The sequence below is a fragment of the Pseudomonas sp. EB271-G4-1 genome (genome assembly GCF_058791355.1).
Genome location: NZ_JBYTEO010000002.1, coordinates 60008 through 79801, shown reverse-complemented (window position 1 = coordinate 79801; position 19794 = coordinate 60008). Strand labels below are relative to the sequence as shown.

Sequence of the window (19794 nt, the reverse complement as noted above, 5' to 3'; positions counted from 1 at the left end):
ACTCCATAACGGGTGTTGCGTTCAATCCACCCGTCTTGACAGCTAGCGCAAATAACGCCTTGGACGGAAAAATGCTTATAATGCCCAGCGTTTTTTTCCGGTTTTTCTCAAGCGCGGGTCGTTCTCCTTTAGCCTGAACCCTGATGCCAAATTCATTTTTTGCCCTGGATGTCCAAAAGCCTTGATTCGTCTGCTGAAATTTTTCGGTTGGTCCATCGTCGCCGTATTCTGCGGACTGCTTCTGGGTCTGAGTGGGGCGTTTCTTTACCTTAGTCCTGGATTGCCCTCCGTTGAGGCACTGAGAAGCATCCAGTTGCAGATTCCCCTGCGGGTCTACAGCAGCGACAACAAGTTGATCGCAGAATTTGGCGAAATGCGCCGTACACCGATCCGTTTCGCCGACATTCCCCCCAACTTCATTAATGCGTTACTAAGTGCTGAAGACGATAACTTCGCCAATCACTACGGCGTCGATCCCAGCAGCCTGATGCGCGCTGCCACTCAACTGGTCAAAAGTGGCCATATCCAGTCCGGCGGCAGCACCATCACCATGCAGGTGGCAAAAAACTTCTTCCTGACCAGCGAACGCAGCTTCTCGCGTAAAACCACCGAAATCCTCTTGGCCCTGCAGATCGAACGGCAGCTGACCAAGGATGAAATCCTTGAGCTGTACGTCAACAAGATCTATCTGGGCAACCGCGCCTACGGCATCGAGGCAGCGGCGCAGGTGTATTACGGCAAGTCGATTCGCGACATCAGCCTGGCGCAGATGGCGATGATCGCCGGCTTGCCCAAAGCGCCTTCGCGATTCAACCCGCTGGCCAACCCGGCCCGTAGCAAGGAGCGTCGCGACTGGATCCTGGGGCGCATGTACAAGCTGGGCAAAATCAGCGAAGCCGACTACACCACTGCCGTCAACGAGCCGCTGAACGCCAGCTATCACGTACCGACTCCAGAAGTGAACGCGCCCTACATCGCCGAGATGGCCCGCGCCGAAATGGTTGGCCGCTATGGCAGCGATGCGTACACCGAAGGTTTCCGCGTCACCACCACGGTGCCGAGCAACCTTCAGGAAATGGCCAACACCGCCCTCCACGAAGGCTTGATGACCTATGACCAGCGTCACGGCTATCGGGGCCCCGAGTCTCGTCTGCCGGGCAAGACGCGCGAGGCGTGGGCGACCGAACTGACCAAGCAACGCACCATCAGCAGCCTTGAACCAGCCATCGTCACCCAGGTCGACAAGAGCGGCCTGCAGGTGCTGACCCGCACCGGCAGCGAACACGTTAGCTGGGACACCATGAAATGGGCTCGCCCATTCCTGAACACCAACAGCATGGGTCCAAACCCCAAGCAGCCTTCGGATGTGGCCCAGGTCGGCGATCTGATTCGCGTGCAACGCCAGGCGGACAATTCGCTGAAATTCAGCCAGATCCCGCAGGCTCAGGGCGCATTGGTCTCCCTTGATCCGCAAAACGGCGCCATCCGCGCGCTGGTCGGCGGTTTCGCCTTTGAGCAAAGTAACTACAACCGCGCCCTTCAAGCCAAGCGCCAGCCGGGTTCGAGCTTCAAGCCTTTCGTCTACAGTGCCGCACTGGATAACGGCTACACCGCGTCCAGCCTGGTGAACGACGCACCGATCGTGTTTGTCGACGAATACCTGGACAAAGTCTGGCGCCCGAAAAACGACACCAATACCTTCCTCGGCCCGATCCGCCTGCGTGAAGCGCTCTACAAGTCACGTAACCTGGTTTCGATTCGCCTGTTGCAAGCGATGGGCGTTGGCAAGACCATCGACTACATCTCCCGCTTTGGCTTTAACAAGCAGGATCTGCCACCCAACCTTTCCCTGGCCCTGGGTACCGCAACCCTGACACCAATGGAAATTGCCACGGGCTGGAGTACCTTTGCCAACGGTGGCTACAAGATCACCCCGTACATCATCGAAAAGATCGAAAGCCGCAATGGCGATACACTGTTCGTTGCGAACCCACCCAGCGTGCCAAAAGGCGCTGTCGCGACCGACGGTATCGCCGCACCCGCCGCCGAAGCCTTTACGGTCAATGCAACACCTGGCCAGGCACCGGGCGAGCAACCAGCACCACAAACACCTGCCGTGGCTGAACGCATTGTCGATGGACGAACCACCTACATCCTCAACAGCATGCTGGAGGACGTGATCAAGCTCGGTACCGGTCGTCGCGCGCTGGCCCTGGGCCGCAGCGACATTGCCGGCAAGACCGGCACCACCAACGAGTCCAAGGACGCCTGGTTCTCCGGCTACAACGCCGATTACGTCACCACCGTCTGGACAGGCTTCGACCAGCCCGAAAGCCTGGGTCGCAAGGAGTTTGGTGGCACCGTCGCCCTACCCATCTGGATGAACTTCATGGGTGCCGCGCTCAAAGACCTGCCGCCTCACACCCAGCCAGAGCCGGAAGGCATCCTGAGCCTGCGGGTAGATCCAATCAGCGGCCGTGCAGCCACTCCAGGCACGCCTGGGGCCTACTTCGAGCTGTTCAAGGTCGAAGATACGCCGCCGACGGGCAATGAGCTGGGCAACGGCAACGCTCCAGGCAGCCCGCTACCGGCGGATGAGGGCGCGCCGATCGATTTGTTCTGATCGCAAGCCACATCAAAGAGCCCTGCCCTCGTGAGAAGTGCAGGGCTTTTTATTGCCTGCCAGATTTGCATTTATTTAACTGCCGCCTTCGCGGGCAAGCCCGCTCCCACAGGAATCGCATAAACCCTGCGGGAGCGGGCTTGCCCGCGAAAAGGCCTGCACAATCGACGCAAAACTCACGGATGTAAAAAAGCCCCGGCTCAAAACGAGCCGGGGCTTTCGGTTGAAGCGCTACCACGACTTAGCCGTTGAACACGTCATCCACGCTTTTGAGCGGGTAGTTCTTCGGGTACGGCAGGGTCGCCACGCCGGTCTCGATCGCAGCCTTGGCCACAGCGTCAGAGATCAGGGTGATCAAGCGAGCATCCATTGGTTTCGGAATGATGTACTCACGACCGAATTCCAGCTTGATGCCACCGTAGGCATCGCACACTTCCTGAGGCACTGGCAGCTTGGCCAGTTCACGCAAGGCGTTGGCCGCAGCCACTTTCATTTCTTCGTTGATGCGCTTGGCGCGAACGTCAAGGGCACCACGGAAGATGAACGGGAAGCCCAGCACGTTGTTGACCTGGTTCGGGTAGTCCGAACGGCCGGTGGCCATGATCACGTCGCTACGGGTAGCGTGTGCCAGCTCCGGGGAGATCTCCGGATCAGGGTTGGAGCACGCGAACACGATCGGGTTAGGCGCCATGGACAGCAGGCCTTCAGCGCTCAGCAGGTTCGGGCCGGACAGGCCGACGAACACGTCTGCACCTTGCAGGGCGTCTGCCAGGGTGCGTTTGTCAGTCGCGTGAGCGAAGACGGCCTTGTACTGGTTCAGGTCGTCACGGCCGGAGTGGATCACACCGGTACGGTCAACCATGTAGATGTTTTCGATGTTGGCACCCATGCTCACCAGCAATTTCATGCAGGAGATGGCGGCAGCACCGGCACCCAGGCACACGATCTTGGCTTGCGGCAGGGTTTTGCCAGCGATTTCCAGGGCGTTGATCATGCCGGCTGCGGTCACGATCGCGGTACCGTGCTGGTCGTCGTGGAATACCGGGATGTCACACTGCTCGATCAGGGCGCGTTCAATTTCAAAGCACTCAGGCGCCTTGATGTCTTCCAGGTTGATGCCACCGAAAGTGATGGAGATCCGCTTGACGGTGTCGATGAAGGCCTGCGGGCTTTCAGAATCGACTTCGATGTCGAAAACGTCGATGCCGGCGAAGCGCTTGAACAGCACGCCTTTACCTTCCATCACTGGTTTGGAGGCCAATGGGCCGAGGTTACCCAGGCCCAGAATCGCGGTGCCATCGGAAATGACTGCAACCAGGTTGCCTTTGCCGGTGTATTTGTAGGCCAGCTCAGGATCGCGGGCGATCTCGCGTACTGGTTCAGCTACGCCGGGGCTGTACGCCAGCGACAGGTCGCGGGCGGTAGCAGTGGCCTTGGTGAGCTCGACACTCAGCTTCCCTGGACGAGGATTGGCGTGATATTCGAGAGCGGCAGTTTTCAGATCAGACATTTTGGCATTCCGCTTTTACTGTTGGACAGACTGGTCAGCGAGGATACGCGCCTGGCAAAATCCCCACAAGACTGACCGGTCACCCCTGTCAAGCGCCCGGCCCTACGACTTTGGGCCAAGAGCCGCGGAACACAAGGGATAGACTGTTCACAATCAAAGTAAAAAATGTCTACAATTATTTGAAAATGGCCATTGCAGCCAAATCACAGACACAAAAAAGGCGTCCCGAGGGACGCCTTTTTCATCAGCATTGGAAAACTGCAGCGTTTTCCCATGATGATCGGCCTTAGGCCTTTTTCGCACCGAAAGCACCGAAACGGTCTGCGAAGCGCTGAACGCGGCCGCCAGTGTCCAGAGTCTTCTGCTTACCGGTGTAGAACGGGTGGCATTCGTTGCAAACGTCGATCGCCAGGGCTTTGCCGAAGGTCGAACGAGTTTCGAACTTGTTGCCGCAGCTGCAGGTAACAGCAACTGCTGGGTATTCTGGATGGATATCAGCTTTCATGGTGTCTTCCTCGGGCTAGCGTGCCGCCACCCAACACTATTGTTGAATACCGCACGTAATTAGGCCGCGGATTCTACCAGACAATGCCAATCACGCAAGCTGTCCCTCAAACCGGTCGTCTGCTAGGCTCCCGGCCCTGAGTCATCCTTTGTACCGTCTATCGAGATCCCCCCGCGTGCCCGACGCCATTTTGCGCCTCGCCCTGCCTTCGCCCCTGCGCCGCCTGTTTGACTACCGGGCGCCGGCTGGCGTTCTGCGTGCGCAGTTGCACCCCGGTATGCGCTTGCGGGTGCCGTTCGGCCGGCGGGAGATGATCGGGATTCTGGTGGAGGTCGCCGACACCAGCGAAGTGCCGGCGGAAAAACTCAAACCCGCCCTCGCACTGCTTGACGCAACTTCGCCCTTGCCGCCCGCGCTGTTCAAGCTTTGCCTGTGGACCTCGCAGTATTACCAGCATAGCCTCGGCGACACCTTGAGCTGGGCACTGCCGGTATTGCTGCGCCAGGGCGAACTGGCTGAGGCGCGCCAGGAGCGCTTCTGGTCCGCTGCGCCGGGCGCCAGCCTCGATGACCCGCGCATCGCCCGCGCCCCGCGCCAGCGCGAAGCCCTGGCAACGCTGGCCCAGCACCCCCACGGCGTTGCCCATCAGCTATTGAGCAAGCTGATGCTGAGCAAGGACAGCCTCGACCTGTTGCTGGCCAAGGAACTGGTCCAGGTCGACATTCGCAGGCACGCCCCCGGAGCCCGGCATGATCACTGGCTGGCCCAACCGGAGCTGCCGCTCAACCCGGAGCAACGCGCCGCCTATGAAGCGATTCGCTCAGGGTTCGACAGTTATCATGCGTTTCTGTTGGCCGGTGTCACCGGCAGCGGCAAGACCGAAGTCTATCTGCAGCTGATTCGCGAAACCCTGGAGGCCGGCAAGCAAGCACTGGTACTGATCCCGGAAATCAACCTCGGCCCGCAGACCCTGGCGCGCTTCGAGCAACGTTTCAACGCGCGTATCGCGCTGATTCACTCGGCGGTCAATGATCGCGAACGTCTCGAGGCCTGGCTCGCCGCCCGCGATGGTGAAGCCGACATCATTATCGGCACCCGCTCGGCGCTGTTCACGCCGATGAAAAACCCGGGGCTGATCATCATCGACGAAGAACACGATGGTTCCTATAAACAGCAGGAAGGCTTGCGCTATCACGCCCGCGACCTGGCGCTGGTCAGGGCACGCCAGGAAAACATTCCGATTGTCCTGGGCTCTGCCACGCCCTCACTGGAAAGCCTGCACAACGCCTACACCGGCCGGTATGGCCTGCTGCGGCTGAACGAGCGTGCCGGCGGCGCCAAACAACCGCGCTTCCTACGCCTGGACGTGAAAAGCCGTCCACTGGACAGCGGCATTTCCGGGCCCATGCAACAAGCCATCGGCCAGACCCTCGCTGCCGGCCAGCAGGTGCTGGTGTTCCTCAACCGCCGCGGCTTTGCCCCAACCCTGCTGTGTCATGACTGCGGCTGGATGTCCGAGTGCCAACGCTGCGATGCGCGCATGACGGTGCACCAGCGCTACGGCGAACTGCGTTGCCATCATTGCGGCTACGTCGAACGCGTACCGCGCCAGTGCCCCAAGTGCAACAAGGTCGACCTGCGCCCCGTGGGGGCCGGCACCGAACGGGCCGAGGAACGCCTGGGAATCCTGTTCCCGGACTATCCGGTCTTGCGGGTCGACCGCGACAGCACGTCGCGCAAGGACGCGATGAACCAGTTGTTCGCCACCATCCACAAAGGGCAGCCGTGCATCCTGGTCGGCACGCAGATGCTTGCCAAGGGCCACCACTTCCCACGGGTCACCCTGGTGTCGATCCTGGATGCGGACGGCGGGCTGTTCTCCGGCGACTTCCGCGCCAGTGAGCGCATGGCGCAACTGATTGTCCAGGTCGCCGGTCGAGCAGGCCGGGCGGAAGAGCCGGGCAAGGTGATCATCCAGACACACCTGGCCGACCACCCGCTGCTGGTGCAGTTGACCGAACAGGGTTACTTCGCCTTTGCCGAGCAGGCCTTGAGTGAACGTCGCGCAGCCGGCTTGCCGCCGTTTGCGCATTTGGCATTGCTGCGCGCCGAGGCCCACAAGCCCGGACAGGCCGAAGGGTTCCTCGATGAGGCCTGCAGCGAGGCCGAGCGCTTGCTCGCCGAACAGAATCTGAGCGCAATCGAACTGCTCGGGCCGGTACCTGCACCGATGGAGCGACGCGCCGGGCGTTATCGTGCCCAGTTGTTGTTACAGGCTACGGCCCGGGCACCGCTGCACCGGTTGCTTGCCAGCTGGCTGTTGGTGCTGGAGCAGATGCCAAGCGGGCGGGCGGTGCGCTGGTCGCTGGATGTCGATCCCGTCGATTTGTATTGATCGCAAGTCGCCTTCGCGAGCAGGCTCGCTCCCACAGGGGTTAAGGTGAATGCAGAGTTTATGCACACCCTTGATCTACTGTGGGAGCGAGCCTGCTCGCGAAGGGGCCCGATTTGTCACCGCATATCCATAACCTGCCAGCTATGGTTGGCAAGGTCGCCTCGGCAACGGATAATGCCCAGTTTTTCCACCAGCGCATTGATGCGCCGCCGCGCCTGCGGTCGAAAGAGAAGACCATGAAAGACACCATTCGCCAGCTGATCCAACAAGCCATCACCCAACTCGTCAACGAAGGTGTGTTGCCTGAAGGCCTGTCGCCGGCGATCCAGGTTGAAAACTCTCGCGACAAGAAAAACGGCGACTTCGCCAGTAACATCGCCATGATGCTGGCCAAGCCTGCGGGCATGAAACCGCGCGACCTGGCGGAAAAAATCATCGCGGCCCTGCCGGCTGACGAGAACGTCTCGAAGGCCGAAATCGCCGGCCCTGGCTTCCTGAACTTCTTCCAGAACACCCAGGCCCTGGCCACTCGCCTGGACGCCGCCCTGGCCGATGAACACATCGGCGTACGCAAGGCTGGCCCGGTACAGCGCACCGTGGTCGACCTGTCGGCACCGAACCTGGCCAAAGAGATGCACGTCGGCCACTTGCGCTCGACCATCATTGGCGACGGCGTAGCCCGCGTATTGGAATTCCTCGGTGACGAAGTGATCCGGCAGAACCATGTCGGCGACTGGGGCACCCAGTTCGGCATGCTGATGGCTTACCTGCAGGAAAACCCGATCACCAGCGACGAACTGTCGGACTTGGAAAACTTCTATCGCGCCGCCAAAGGGCGCTTTGACGAATCCGAAGAGTTCGCCGACCGCGCCCGTGGCCTGGTGGTCAAGCTGCAGGCTGGCGATCCCGATTGCCTGGCACTGTGGACCAAGTTCAAGGACATCTCGCTGTCCCACTGCCAGAAAATCTACGAGCTGCTGAACGTCAAGCTGACCATGGCCGACGTGATGGGCGAAAGCGCCTACAACGACGACCTGATCAATGTGGTCAACGACCTGAAGGCCGCCGGCATGCTGGTCGAGAGCAACGGCGCCCAGTGCGTGTTCCTCGACGAGTTCAAGAACGCCGACGGCGACCCGCTGCCCGTGATCATCGTCAAGGCCGACGGAGGCTACCTGTACGCCACCACCGACCTGGCCGCCGTGCGCTACCGCAGCGGCACGCTCAAGGCCGATCGCGCCCTGTACTTCGTCGACCAGCGTCAAGCCCTGCACTTCCAGCAAGTGTTCGCAGTCGCCCGTAAAGCGGGCTTCGTGACGCACCCGATGGAAATGGAACACATGGGCTTCGGTACCATGAACGGCGCTGACGGTCGCCCGTTCAAGACCCGTGACGGCGGCACCGTGAAGCTGATCGACCTGCTGACAGAAGCCCAGGAGCGCGCCTACACACTGGTGAAGGACAAGAACCCGGAGCTGGCCGAAGCCGAGCTGCGCAACATCGCCAAGGTGGTGGGTATCGGTGCGGTGAAATATGCCGACCTGTCCAAGCACCGCACCAGCGACTACAGCTTCAACTTCGACCTGATGCTGAACTTCGAGGGCAACACCGCCCCGTACCTGCTGTACGCCTACACCCGCGTGGCTGGCGTGTTCCGCAAACTCGGCAAGGACTTCAGCGAAGTCGAAGGCCAGATCGTTCTCGAAGCCCCGCACGAACTTGAACTGGCGGCAAAACTCGCGCAGTTTGGCGAGGTGCTGAACAACGTTTCCGAGAAAGGCACCCCGCACATCCTCTGCACCTACCTGTATGACGTCGCCGGCCTGTTCTCCAGCTTCTACGAGAACTGCCCGATCCTCGCCGCCGATACCCCGGAACAAATGCAGAGCCGTCTGCGCCTCGCCGCGCTGACCGGACGCACTCTCAAACAAGGCCTGGAACTCTTGGGCCTGGAAACTCTGGAGCGTATGTAAGTTGGCTGCCAAGAAAAAACCTGCACCCAAGCGTGGCGCCAGCCGTTACCAAGCTCCAGCGAAGCAACCGATCCCGGGATGGCTGTGGATGGCCATCGGCCTGACGGTCGGTGCTTTCATCGTATTCCTGATGAAGCTGGAGCCCGGCAAGGGCAGCGACACGGTCAAGCGCGAGAAAGTCGAGCAGCAACAGAAAGCCACCAAGATCGCCGAGGCCAACAAGACCCCGCCGAGTCCGACGCAACCGGTGAAGCCGAAATACGACTTCTACACCCTGTTGCCGGAATCGGAAGTGATCGTGCCACCGGATGCCGTGCCGGAAAAAACCCTGCCGACGCCGCAGGTACCGGCCATTCCGACAACGCCGGTTACACCGGCGGAAGCGGCGAAGATCGATACCGCCCGTGCCCAGGCAGCGCTGGCGGGCATTACGCCGCCGCCAGCGCCACCGGTGGCCAAGGCCGCACCGGTGACCAAGTTCTTCCTGCAGGCCGGATCGTTCCGCAAGGAGGCTGACGCGGACAAGGTGCGGGCGCAAATCATCCTGCTTGGCCAGGCGGTGGCGGTTGAATCGGGTACGGTGAAGGACGAGACCTGGTATCGGGTATTAGTGGGTCCGTTCAGTAACCGTGAGCAACTGACCACGGCACAGAAACAACTGGCCGGCGCCGGCTTCAGCAATTTGTTGTTACAACAACGCCAGAATCGCTGATTCCACCAAGGCCGCTGATCGTTCCCATGCTCCGCGTGGGAATGCAGCCCGTGACGCTCCGCGTCACTGGACGCGGAGCGTCCCTTGAGGCGTTCCCACGCGGAGCGTGGGAACGATCACCGCTGCGCAACACCACTCGTCTCCTGCCAACACCCACAGTTGAAATCCACTCCACCACCCCCATATGAATGGGCATACGGCATTTTCGCCCCGCAGCGTGGAGACTCTTCCCTTGACCACCATCGTTTCAGTTCGCCGCCACGGCAAAGTCGTCATGGGCGGCGACGGCCAGGTTTCCCTTGGCAATACCGTGATGAAAGGCAACGCGAAAAAAGTTCGTCGCCTGTACCACGGCCAGGTCATTGCCGGTTTTGCCGGTGCCACCGCTGACGCCTTTACCCTCTTCGAACGCTTCGAAGGCCAACTTGAAAAGCATCAGGGTCACCTGGTACGCGCCGCTGTCGAGCTCGCAAAGGAATGGCGTACCGATCGTTCCCTGAGCCGCCTCGAAGCCATGCTCGCGGTTGCCAACAAAGACGCCTCCCTGATCATCACCGGTAACGGCGACGTGGTCGAACCCGAAGAAGGCCTGATCGCCATGGGTTCCGGCGGCGGTTACGCCCAGGCCGCCGCCAGCGCACTGCTGAAGAAAACCGACCTGTCGGCCCGGGAGATCGTCGAGACCGCTCTCGGCATTGCCGGCGACATCTGTGTATTCACCAACCACACCCAGACCATTGAGGAGCAGGACTGCGCCGAGTAAGCCTGATTTGGCCCCGCGCCACGGCTCATTCTTGCTTGAGGTCCATTAAATATTATGTCCATGACTCCCCGTGAAATCGTCCACGAACTCAATCGCCATATCATCGGCCAGGACGATGCCAAGCGCGCCGTCGCCATTGCCCTGCGCAATCGCTGGCGCCGCATGCAGTTGCCTGAAGAACTGCGAGTTGAAGTTACACCCAAGAATATCCTGATGATCGGCCCGACCGGTGTCGGCAAGACCGAGATCGCACGTCGCCTGGCGAAACTGGCCAACGCGCCTTTCATCAAGGTCGAAGCCACCAAGTTCACCGAAGTCGGCTACGTCGGCCGTGATGTCGAATCGATCATTCGTGACCTGGCCGATGCCGCGATCAAGCTGCTGCGCGAACAGGAAATCGTCAAAGTGCGCCACCGCGCCGAAGACGCTGCCGAAGAGCGCATCCTTGACGCCCTGCTGCCTCCTGCACGCATGGGCTTCAGCAGCGACGACGCCCCGACCCAGGACTCCAATACCCGCCAACTGTTCCGCAAGCGCCTGCGCGAAGGCCAGCTGGACGACAAGGAGATCGAAATCGAAGTCGCCGAAATGGCCGGCGTCGACATCTCCGCGCCACCGGGCATGGAAGAAATGACCAACCAGCTGCAGAGCCTGTTCGCCAACATGGGCAAGGGCAAGAAGAAAGCCCGCAAGCTCAAGGTCAAAGAAGCGCTGAAGATGGTGCGCGACGAAGAAGCCAGCCGCCTGGTCAACGATGATGAGTTGAAAGCCAAGGCCCTGGAAGCAGTCGAACAGCACGGCATCGTGTTCATCGACGAAATCGACAAGGTCGCCAAGCGCGGCAACTCCGGCGGTGTCGATGTATCCCGCGAAGGCGTGCAGCGCGACTTGCTGCCGCTGATCGAAGGCTGCACCGTCAACACCAAGCTGGGCATGGTCAAGACCGACCACATCCTGTTCATCGCCTCCGGCGCCTTCCACCTGAGCAAGCCAAGCGACCTGGTGCCGGAGCTGCAAGGTCGACTGCCGATCCGTGTCGAACTCAAGGCCCTGAGCCCGGAAGATTTCGAACGCATCCTCAGCGAGCCCCACGCCTCGCTCACCGAGCAATATTGCGCGCTACTGAAAACCGAAGGCCTGGGTATCGAATTCCTGCCGAGCGGGATCAAGCGCATTGCCGAGATCGCCTGGCAGGTCAACGAAAAAACCGAAAACATCGGTGCGCGTCGCCTGCACACCTTGCTTGAACGCCTGCTGGAAGAAGTGTCTTTCAGTGCCGGTGACCTGGCCAGCGTCCATGACGACAAGGTAATCCAGATCGACGCCGACTACGTCAACAGCCACCTGGGCGAATTGGCGCAGAACGAAGACCTGTCCCGTTATATCCTGTAGGTCATGTGATTCCTTGTAGGAGCCGGCTTGCTGGCGATGGCGTACCTGAGATCGCCATCGCCAGCAAGCCGGCTCCTACAAGGGTCAGGCCACACATACAAACGGACATCCGGTCATGACCCAACTCCCCACCGACATCAAGCTGCACAAAGCCTCGAAAACCCTGACGCTCAAATACGCGTCCGGCGAGGAATACACCCTGCCCGCCGAGTTCCTGCGCGTGCACTCTCCTTCCGCCGAGGTCCAGGGCCACGGCAAACCCATCCTGCAATTTGGCAAGATCAACGTAGGACTGAGCAAGATAGAACCCGCCGGTCAGTACGCACTGAAACTGACCTTTGACGATGGCCACGACAGCGGCCTGTTCACCTGGGAATACCTCTACGAACTGGGGCGACGTCATGACGCGCTTTGGGACGATTATCTTGCCGAGCTAAAAGCCGCAGGAAAAACCCGCGACCCGAACGAATCTGTCGTCAAGCTGATGCTCTAGCCTGCGCCTCTTGCTCTTTAGAGGGCATTTTCTAATTCCATCTGTTTGAATGCTCGGCTTCAGGGTCGACGCCTGGCCCGCTTGCGAAAAAAATTAAACTCGGGTAACCAATGGACTGGCAAGGTCCCTGCAGTGCTCTCTGAATTAAAAAAGCAGTGATGCAGAATCAAAGGTCACCCGAGCAGTAGTACCTGGCAATTGCTGTGTGACTACACAGCAGGACCAAGGTGCTCGTCTCAGGGCAATGGAGCGTCGTAGATGAGTAACAAGAGTAACGATGAGTTGAAGTATCAAGCCTCTGAAAACACCTTGGGGCTTAATCCTGTCGTTGGGCTGCGTGGAAAGGATCTACTGGCTTCTGCTCGAATGGTGCTTAGGCAGGCCATCAAGCAACCGGTGCACAGCGTCAAACATGTCGCGCACTTTGGTCTTGAACTCAAGAACGTACTGCTGGGTAAATCCGGGCTGCAACCGACCAGCGATGACCGTCGCTTCGCCGATCCGGCCTGGAGCCAGAACCCGCTCTATAAACGTTATTTGCAAACCTACCTGGCGTGGCGCAAGGAACTCCACGACTGGATCGATGAAAGTAACCTCGCCCCCAAGGATGTGGCGCGTGGGCACTTCGTGATCAACCTCATGACCGAAGCCATGGCGCCGACCAACACCGCGGCCAACCCGGCGGCAGTCAAACGCTTTTTCGAAACCGGTGGCAAAAGCCTGCTCGACGGCCTCTCGCACCTGGCCAAGGATCTGGTACACAACGGCGGCATGCCGAGCCAGGTCAACATGGGTGCATTCGAGGTCGGCAAGAGCCTGGGCGTGACCGAAGGCGCGGTGGTGTTTCGCAACGATGTGCTGGAACTGATCCAGTACAAGCCGACCACCGAGCAGGTATACGAACGCCCGCTGCTGGTGGTGCCGCCGCAGATCAACAAGTTCTACGTTTTCGACCTGAGCCCGGACAAGAGCCTGGCGCGGTTCTGCCTGCGCAACAACGTGCAAACGTTCATCGTCAGCTGGCGAAATCCCACCAAGGAACAGCGAGAGTGGGGCCTGTCGACCTACATCGAAGCCCTCAAGGAAGCGGTTGATGTCGTTACCGCGATCACCGGCAGCAAAGACGTGAACATGCTCGGCGCCTGCTCCGGCGGCATCACTTGCACCGCGCTGCTGGGCCATTACGCGGCGATTGGCGAAAACAAGGTCAACGCCCTGACCTTGCTGGTGAGCGTGCTTGATACCACCCTCGACAGCGACGTCGCCCTGTTCGTCAATGAACAGACCCTTGAAGCCGCAAAGCGCCACTCGTACCAGGCCGGCGTACTGGAAGGCCGCGACATGGCGAAGGTCTTCGCCTGGATGCGCCCCAACGATCTGATCTGGAACTACTGGGTCAACAATTACCTGCTAGGCAACGAACCGCCGGTGTTCGACATCCTGTTCTGGAACAACGACACCACACGGTTGCCCGCGGCGTTCCACGGCGACCTGATCGAACTGTTCAAAAATAACCCACTGATTCGCCCGAATGCACTGGAAGTGTGCGGCACCCCCATCGACCTCAAGCAGGTGACGGCCGACATCTTTTCCCTGGCCGGCACCAACGACCACATCACCCCGTGGAAGTCCTGCTACAAGTCGGCGCAACTGTTTGGCGGCAACGTTGAATTCGTGCTGTCGAGCAGCGGGCATATCCAGAGCATCCTGAACCCGCCGGGCAATCCGAAATCGCGCTACATGACCAGCACCGAAGTGGCGGAAAATGCCGATGAATGGCAAGCGAATGCCACCAAGCATACCGATTCCTGGTGGCTGCACTGGCAGGCCTGGCAGGCCCAACGCTCGGGCGAGCTGAAAAAGTCCCCGACAAAACTGGGCAGCAAGGCGTATCCGGCAGGTGAAGCGGCGCCAGGCACGTACGTGCACGAACGGTAACTGACACACCCCGCCTTCACCTGTAGGAGCGAGCCTGCTCGCGAAAAACGTGAGGACAACGCGTTAAATCAGACAGCACGCGTTATCGTTAACGTCCTTCGCGAGCAGGCTCGCTCCTACAGGGGTTCGGGGATGAATTCATAAACAGGGCTAGAAGCATGCCGCAACCGTTCATATTCCGCACCGTCGACCTGGATGGCCAGACCCTCCGCACGGCGGTGCGCCCCGGCAAGCCTCACTTGACGCCCTTGCTGATTTTCAACGGCATCGGCGCCAACCTGGAGCTGGTGTTTCCGTTCGTCGCAGCGCTGGACCCGGACCTCGAAGTCATCGCCTTCGACGTACCCGGTGTTGGCGGTTCATCGACGCCCAATCGTCCATATCGTTTCCCAGGCCTGGCAAAGCTCACGGCACGCATGCTCGACTACCTCGATTACGGGCGAGTCAACGTGATCGGCGTGTCATGGGGTGGCGCCCTTGCGCAACAGTTCGCCTATGACTATCCAGAGCGGTGCAAGAAGCTGGTCCTGGCAGCGACAGCCGCGGGTACGGTGATGGTGCCGGGCAAGCCGAAAGTCTTGTGGATGATGGCCAGCCCACGACGGTACATCCAGCCATCCCACGTGATCCGCATTGCGCCGATGATCTACGGCGGCTCGTTCCGTCGCGACCCGACGCTGGCTGCAAGCCATGCGGCAAAGGTCCGTTCGGCGGGCAAGCTCGGTTACTACTGGCAACTGTTCGCCGGCTTCGGCTGGACCAGCATCCACTGGCTGCACAAGATCAATCAGCCGACCCTGGTCCTGGCCGGCGACGACGACCCCTTGATTCCGTTGGTCAACATGCGCTTGCTGGCCTGGCGGATCCCCAATGCCCAACTGCACATCATCGACGACGGCCATCTGTTCTTGATCACCCGGGCCGAAGCGGTGGCACCGATCATCATGAAGTTCCTTGAAGAGGAGCGCCAGCGTGCGGTGATGCACCCGCATCCGGCGCCACTGGGTGGCTGAGCGGCTCATTTCTTGTATGGCAAAGAGGAGGTGGCAGGACATCGCACCGCGCAACAACCTGCTACAGCGTCTATGGTGTTCTGGTTCGGTGTTTTGTATTTAGCCTGAAGACGAAGGAGTGTTGAGACATGCGCGATAAACCTGCGAGGGAGTCACTACCCACCCCCGCCAAGTTCATCAACGCACAAAGTGCGATTACCGGCCTGCGTGGCCGGGATCTGGTTTCGACTTTGCGCAGTGTCGCCGCCCATGGCCTGCGCCACCCCGTGCACACCGCGCGACACGCCTTGAAACTGGGTGGTCAACTGGGACGCGTGTTGCTGGGCGACACCCTGCATCCCACCAACCCGCAAGACCGTCGCTTCGACGATCCGGCGTGGAGTCTCAATCCCTTTTATCGTCGCAGCCTGCAGGCGTACCTGAGCTGGCAGAAGCAGGTCAAGAGCTGGATCGACGAAAGCAACATGAGCCCGGATGACCGCGCCCGTGCGCACTTCGCGTTCGCCCTGCTCAACGATGCCGTGTCGCCGTCCAACAGCCTGCTCAATCCGCTGGCGATCAAGGAAATCTTCAACTCCGGCGGCAACAGCCTGGTGCGCGGGATCGGCCATCTGGTCGATGACCTCTTGCACAACGATGGCTTGCCCCGGCAAGTCACCAGGCATGCATTCGAGGTTGGCAAGACCGTCGCCACCACCACCGGCGCCGTGGTGTTTCGCAACGAGCTGCTGGAGCTGATCCAATACAAGCCGATGAGCGAAAAGCAGTATTCCAAACCGCTGCTGGTGGTGCCGCCACAGATCAACAAGTACTACATTTTTGACCTCAGCCCCCATAACAGCTTCGTCCAGTTCGCGCTCAAGAACGGCCTGCAAACCTTCGTCATCAGCTGGCGCAATCCGGATGTACGTCACCGCGAATGGGGCCTGTCGACCTACGTCGAAGCGGTGGAAGAAGCCATGAATGTCTGCCGGGCAATCACCGGCGCGCGCGAGGTCAACCTGATGGGCGCCTGCGCTGGCGGGCTGACCATTGCTGCCCTGCAGGGCCACTTGCAAGCCAAGCGACAGCTGCGCCGCATCTCCAGCGCGACGTACCTGGTGAGCCTGCTCGACAGCCAACTGGACAGCCCGGCCACACTCTTCGCCGACGAACAGACCCTGGAGGCGGCCAAGCGCCGCTCCTACCAGAAAGGTGTGCTGGAAGGCCGCGACATGGCCAAGGTTTTCGCCTGGATGCGCCCCAACGATTTGATCTGGAGCTACTTCGTCAACAATTACCTGATGGGCAAGGAGCCGCCGGCGTTCGACATTCTCTACTGGAACAATGACAACACACGCCTGCCGGCCGCCCTGCATGGTGACTTGCTGGACTTCTTCAAGCACAACCCACTGAGCCACCCGGGTGGCCTGGAAGTGTGCGGCACCCCGATCGACTTGCAGAAGGTCACCGTCGACAGCTTCAGCGTGGCCGGCATCAACGACCACATCACGCCGTGGGACGCGGTGTATCGCTCAACCCTGTTGCTCGGTGGCGAGCGCCGCTTTGTCCTGGCCAACAGCGGTCATGTGCAGAGCATTCTCAACCCGCCGAACAATCCGAAAGCCAACTACCTCGAAGGCGCAAAACTAAGCAGCGACCCCAGGGCCTGGTACTACGACGCCAAGCCCGTCGACGGTAGCTGGTGGACGCAATGGCTGGGCTGGATTCAGGAGCGCTCGGGCGCGCAAAAAGAAACCCACATGGCCCTCGGCAATCAGAATTATCCACCGATGGAGGCGGCGCCCGGGACTTACGTGCGCGTGCGCTGATGTTCAACGACCGCGGCCTTTAACGGCCGTGGCATGACCCGATCATAAGAAGACTGGATGAAAACCCGCGAACGGATACTCGAATGTGCCCTGCAGTTGTTCAATGAGAAGGGCGAACCGAATGTTTCCACCATGGAAGTCGCCAACGAAATGGGCATCAGCCCGGGCAATCTGTATTACCACTTCCACGGCAAGGAGCCGCTGATTCTCGGCCTGTTCGAACGTTTCCAGGCCGAACTGTCCCCGTTGCTCGATCCTCCGGCCGACGTCGAACTGGCTCCTGAGGATTACTGGCTGTTCCTGCACCTGATCGTCGAGCGCCTGTCACACTATCGCTTCCTGTTCCAGGACCTGTCGAATCTGGCCGGGCGCCTGCCGAAACTGGCCAAGGGTATTCGCAACTTGCTCAATGCGCTCAAGCGCACACTGGCGTCGCTGCTGGCTCGACTGAAGGCCTTGGGGCAATTGGTCAGCGACACCCAGGCGCTGGGGCAATTGGTGGAGCAGATCACCCTGACGCTGCTGTTCTCACTGGACTATCAGCGGATTCTGGGCCGTGAAGGCGAAGTTCGGTTGGTGGTCTACCAGATCATGATGCTGGTGGCGCCGCATCTGTTGCCCTCGATCAAGGCGGCGACTGAGCAGATGGCGATGCAGTACCTGGAGGAGCATTAAGATCAAAAGATCGCAGCCTGCGGCAGCTCCTACATTGGATCGCATTGACCTGTAGGAGCTGCCGCAGGCTGCGATCTATTCAAGCCTCAAACAAAAACGCCCGACCTTGGCAGGCCGGGCGTTTTTTTGAGCCCTGAACTATCAGGACTGACTGGTTGGCGTCGATGGAGCTGACGCGGCAGTCTGGGTTACAGCAGGGGTCGGCGCGGAAGCGGAGTTCGAAGTGCTTGCCACAGCTGCCGAAGTCACCGGAGTTGCCGGTTTGGCGGTAGCCTCTGCTGGTTTGGCTGCGGCAGCTTTCGGAGCCGCCGGTTTTTTCACTGCTGGTTTCTTCGCTGCAGCAGGTTTTGCCGCTGGCTTGGCTGCCGGTTTAGCGGCAGCGGTTTTCGCTGCAGGCTTGGCGGCGGTTTTAGCAGCTGCCGGTTTGGCCGCTGATTTTGCAGCTGGCTTGGCGGCGGCTGGCTTGGCGGCAGCAGTTTTTGCAGCCGGTTTGGCCGCCGCTTTGGCCAATGGCTTGGCTGCGGTTTTGGCAGCCGGTTTAGCGGCTGGTTTGGCTGCCGCGGTTTTCGCCGCAACAGGCGCAACCTTGGCACCGGTAAGTTTTTCGATTTGCTTGGTCAGGGTATCGACCTTGCTGTGCAGAGCCTTGACTTCATTGCGGCTCGGCACGCCCAGGCGCGAAATGGCGCTGTTCAGGCGCTTGTCGAAAGCCCCTTCCAGCTCATCCCACTTGCCCAGTGCACGATCTTTTACGCCGCTGATGCGCGACTTGGCCGACGATGCGGAGTCCTTGGCGGCGTCGACAGTCTTGCCAACAGCGCTCTTGGTCAGCTTCTCGGCTTTCTCGCCGTCCTTTACCAGCGAGTCGAAGAGTTTGCTGCCGTCAGTGTCGATCTTCGAGTACACGCCTAAACCAGCCAGCCAGATTTTGCGGGAGTAGTCTTCGACTTTTCCGATCCACGAGCTGCTTTCTTTTTCGGTGTTCTTTTTACCAGCCATCCCGTTCTCCTTAAGATTTACGCGCGACGCGTTCGAGCAGTGCCGTCAGCTCATCGAGCTTGGCAGAGAGTGTCTCAACGTCATGTTTAGACGGAATGCCGATGCGATTCAAGGTACTTGCGACACGCGTGTCGAACGCTCTCTCGACTTTGTCGAGCTGAACTTCGACCTTGCCTTTGAAAGTGCTCACTTCACTCTTGGCTTCGTCGATCTCGGCATTGGCTGCTTCAAGCTTCTGGGCAACTGCTTTTTTGCCTTTGGTTTCAACTGCTTGCCCAGCCTTGATCAGCTCTTGAAAGTACTCGCTACCCTCTTGGCCGACCTTGGTGTAGGCACCCAGGCCTGCCAGCCAGATCCTGCGGGCATACGATTTGACGTCATGCAGAGCGGTCGTCGATGCGTCGATTTTTTTCTTCAAAATAACTTTGGCCATGGTCCACCTCACGCGCAGAAGGTTTGAGGAATTGCCCGCGAAAGTGTCGGGCTCCGGCACAAAGTAGGGAGAAAAATTAGAAACGGCACCCTAACAACTGACATACATGCTTGGACGCACCGCAAATCAAACTGTGGGAGCGAGCCTGCTCGCGAAGGCGTCAGGCCAGTCAATATACATATCGAATGACACATGGCTTTCGCGAGCAGGCTCGCTCCCACAGGGGATCTCATTCCAACCAGAAATCAGACCAACGCTTTATCGAGCGCCTTTTCGATTTCCGCTTTGATCATGCCGCTCATGGCCGACATCATCAGGCCCAACTCCACATCGACCTTGATCGAGTCTTCAGTGACATGCACCGCACCTTTCACACCGGAGCGCTTGAGGTTCAAGGTGTCGCCAGACCACTGCGGTTCCAGGCCATACTGATCGGAAAGTTTCTGCGCCAGCTTGTCGGCCTTCTCGCGGGCCGCTTCCTTACCCAGGCCATGGGCACGTTCAACACTAATATGGGCCATCAAATGACTCCTGCTTTATGGGTGCGTTCCTGAGGCAT

General features: G+C 59.8%; 16 protein-coding genes. 11 read left to right on the top strand and 5 right to left on the bottom strand.

What is annotated here, in order from left to right:
* The first annotated feature begins 181 nt into the window (after positions 1 to 181).
* A complete protein-coding gene (locus AC3WWR_RS01395; protein ID WP_033042561.1) occupies positions 182 to 2623 on the top strand; it encodes a penicillin-binding protein 1A in 2442 nt (813 codons plus the stop codon).
* A 241-nt stretch (positions 2624 to 2864) separates the two neighbouring features.
* Here the strand turns inward: AC3WWR_RS01395 and AC3WWR_RS01390 are convergent, their stop codons facing one another.
* Together AC3WWR_RS01390 and rpmE are read right to left on the bottom strand one after the other, a co-directional pair.
* Positions 2865 to 4133 carry a malic enzyme-like NAD(P)-binding protein gene (locus AC3WWR_RS01390; RefSeq protein WP_020796147.1) on the bottom strand — a complete coding sequence of 423 codons (1269 nt, stop codon included), beginning with the start codon at positions 4131 to 4133 and terminating at the stop codon, positions 2865 to 2867.
* Between the two features lie 286 nt (positions 4134 to 4419).
* Entirely contained in the window at positions 4420 to 4638 is a 219-nt protein-coding gene (rpmE, locus tag AC3WWR_RS01385; RefSeq protein ID WP_008047849.1) for a 50S ribosomal protein L31, read from the bottom strand.
* 175 nt (positions 4639 to 4813) lie between these two features.
* Between rpmE and AC3WWR_RS01380 the strand changes: the two genes are divergently transcribed.
* From AC3WWR_RS01380 to AC3WWR_RS01335, 10 genes are all read left to right on the top strand, one after another.
* Positions 4814 to 7033 (top strand): primosomal protein N', encoded by a 2220-nt coding sequence (locus AC3WWR_RS01380; RefSeq protein WP_020801245.1) that lies wholly within the window; start codon positions 4814 to 4816, stop codon positions 7031 to 7033.
* Between the two features lie 236 nt (positions 7034 to 7269).
* Positions 7270 to 9006 carry an arginine--tRNA ligase gene (argS, locus tag AC3WWR_RS01375; protein ID WP_033044373.1) on the top strand — a complete coding sequence of 579 codons (1737 nt, stop codon included), beginning with the start codon at positions 7270 to 7272 and terminating at the stop codon, positions 9004 to 9006.
* 1 nt (position 9007) lies between these two features.
* Positions 9008 to 9718: an SPOR domain-containing protein gene (locus tag AC3WWR_RS01370; RefSeq protein WP_008058118.1), complete on the top strand. Its 711-nt coding sequence runs from the start codon at positions 9008 to 9010 to the stop codon at positions 9716 to 9718.
* Between the two features lie 232 nt (positions 9719 to 9950).
* A complete protein-coding gene (gene hslV, locus AC3WWR_RS01365) occupies positions 9951 to 10481 on the top strand; it encodes an ATP-dependent protease subunit HslV (protein ID WP_020801247.1) in 531 nt (176 codons plus the stop codon).
* 54 nt (positions 10482 to 10535) lie between these two features.
* Positions 10536 to 11873 carry an ATP-dependent protease ATPase subunit HslU gene (gene hslU, locus AC3WWR_RS01360; protein ID WP_020801248.1) on the top strand — a complete coding sequence of 446 codons (1338 nt, stop codon included), beginning with the start codon at positions 10536 to 10538 and terminating at the stop codon, positions 11871 to 11873.
* A gap of 115 nt (positions 11874 to 11988) precedes the next feature.
* Positions 11989 to 12366 carry a gamma-butyrobetaine hydroxylase family protein gene (locus AC3WWR_RS01355; RefSeq protein WP_008058116.1) on the top strand — a complete coding sequence of 126 codons (378 nt, stop codon included), beginning with the start codon at positions 11989 to 11991 and terminating at the stop codon, positions 12364 to 12366.
* A 258-nt stretch (positions 12367 to 12624) separates the two neighbouring features.
* Entirely contained in the window at positions 12625 to 14304 is a 1680-nt protein-coding gene (phaC, locus tag AC3WWR_RS01350) for a class II poly(R)-hydroxyalkanoic acid synthase (protein WP_020801024.1), read from the top strand.
* A gap of 158 nt (positions 14305 to 14462) precedes the next feature.
* Positions 14463 to 15317 (top strand): poly(3-hydroxyalkanoate) depolymerase, encoded by an 855-nt coding sequence (phaZ, locus tag AC3WWR_RS01345; RefSeq protein ID WP_020801023.1) that lies wholly within the window; start codon positions 14463 to 14465, stop codon positions 15315 to 15317.
* A gap of 128 nt (positions 15318 to 15445) precedes the next feature.
* Complete coding sequence (gene phaC, locus AC3WWR_RS01340; RefSeq protein WP_083350021.1) at positions 15446 to 17128, top strand: class II poly(R)-hydroxyalkanoic acid synthase; 1683 nt, start codon at positions 15446 to 15448, stop codon at positions 17126 to 17128.
* A gap of 57 nt (positions 17129 to 17185) precedes the next feature.
* Complete coding sequence (locus AC3WWR_RS01335; RefSeq protein WP_020801021.1) at positions 17186 to 17803, top strand: TetR/AcrR family transcriptional regulator; 618 nt, start codon at positions 17186 to 17188, stop codon at positions 17801 to 17803.
* Between the two features lie 141 nt (positions 17804 to 17944).
* On the opposite strand, the gene AC3WWR_RS01330 is transcribed toward AC3WWR_RS01335, so the two are convergent.
* The 3 genes from AC3WWR_RS01330 to AC3WWR_RS01320 all read right to left on the bottom strand — a co-directional run bounded on the left by AC3WWR_RS01330 (position 17945) and on the right by AC3WWR_RS01320 (position 19756).
* The gene (locus tag AC3WWR_RS01330) at positions 17945 to 18802 is read right to left on the bottom strand and encodes a phasin family protein (RefSeq protein ID WP_020801020.1); all 858 of its coding nucleotides are present in this window, start codon (positions 18800 to 18802) and stop codon (positions 17945 to 17947) included.
* A 10-nt stretch (positions 18803 to 18812) separates the two neighbouring features.
* Positions 18813 to 19235: a phasin family protein gene (locus AC3WWR_RS01325; RefSeq protein WP_020801019.1), complete on the bottom strand. Its 423-nt coding sequence runs from the start codon at positions 19233 to 19235 to the stop codon at positions 18813 to 18815.
* Positions 19236 to 19480: 245 nt separating this feature from the next.
* Positions 19481 to 19756, bottom strand: coding sequence for a polyhydroxyalkanoic acid system family protein (locus AC3WWR_RS01320; protein ID WP_033045330.1), 276 nt, complete (start codon positions 19754 to 19756; stop codon positions 19481 to 19483).
* Positions 19757 to 19794 lie beyond the last annotated feature (38 nt).

Excerpts from the sequence above, each read along its gene's own strand:
- AC3WWR_RS01390 (WP_020796147.1), bottom strand. The coding sequence starts at position 4,133 with ATGTCTGATCTGAAAACTGCCGCTCTCGAATATCACGCCAATCCTCGT.
- rpmE (WP_008047849.1), bottom strand. The coding sequence starts at position 4,638 with ATGAAAGCTGATATCCATCCAGAATACCCAGCAGTTGCTGTTACCTGC.
- argS (WP_033044373.1), top strand. The coding sequence starts at position 7,270 with ATGAAAGACACCATTCGCCAGCTGATCCAACAAGCCATCACCCAACTC.
- hslU (WP_020801248.1), top strand. The coding sequence starts at position 10,536 with ATGTCCATGACTCCCCGTGAAATCGTCCACGAACTCAATCGCCATATC.
- AC3WWR_RS01355 (WP_008058116.1), top strand. The coding sequence starts at position 11,989 with ATGACCCAACTCCCCACCGACATCAAGCTGCACAAAGCCTCGAAAACC.
- phaC (WP_020801024.1), top strand. The coding sequence starts at position 12,625 with ATGAGTAACAAGAGTAACGATGAGTTGAAGTATCAAGCCTCTGAAAAC.
- phaZ (WP_020801023.1), top strand. The coding sequence starts at position 14,463 with ATGCCGCAACCGTTCATATTCCGCACCGTCGACCTGGATGGCCAGACC.
- phaC (WP_083350021.1), top strand. The coding sequence starts at position 15,446 with ATGCGCGATAAACCTGCGAGGGAGTCACTACCCACCCCCGCCAAGTTC.
- AC3WWR_RS01335 (WP_020801021.1), top strand. The coding sequence starts at position 17,186 with ATGAAAACCCGCGAACGGATACTCGAATGTGCCCTGCAGTTGTTCAAT.
- AC3WWR_RS01330 (WP_020801020.1), bottom strand. The coding sequence starts at position 18,802 with ATGGCTGGTAAAAAGAACACCGAAAAAGAAAGCAGCTCGTGGATCGGA.
- AC3WWR_RS01325 (WP_020801019.1), bottom strand. The coding sequence starts at position 19,235 with ATGGCCAAAGTTATTTTGAAGAAAAAAATCGACGCATCGACGACCGCT.
- AC3WWR_RS01320 (WP_033045330.1), bottom strand. The coding sequence starts at position 19,756 with ATGGCCCATATTAGTGTTGAACGTGCCCATGGCCTGGGTAAGGAAGCG.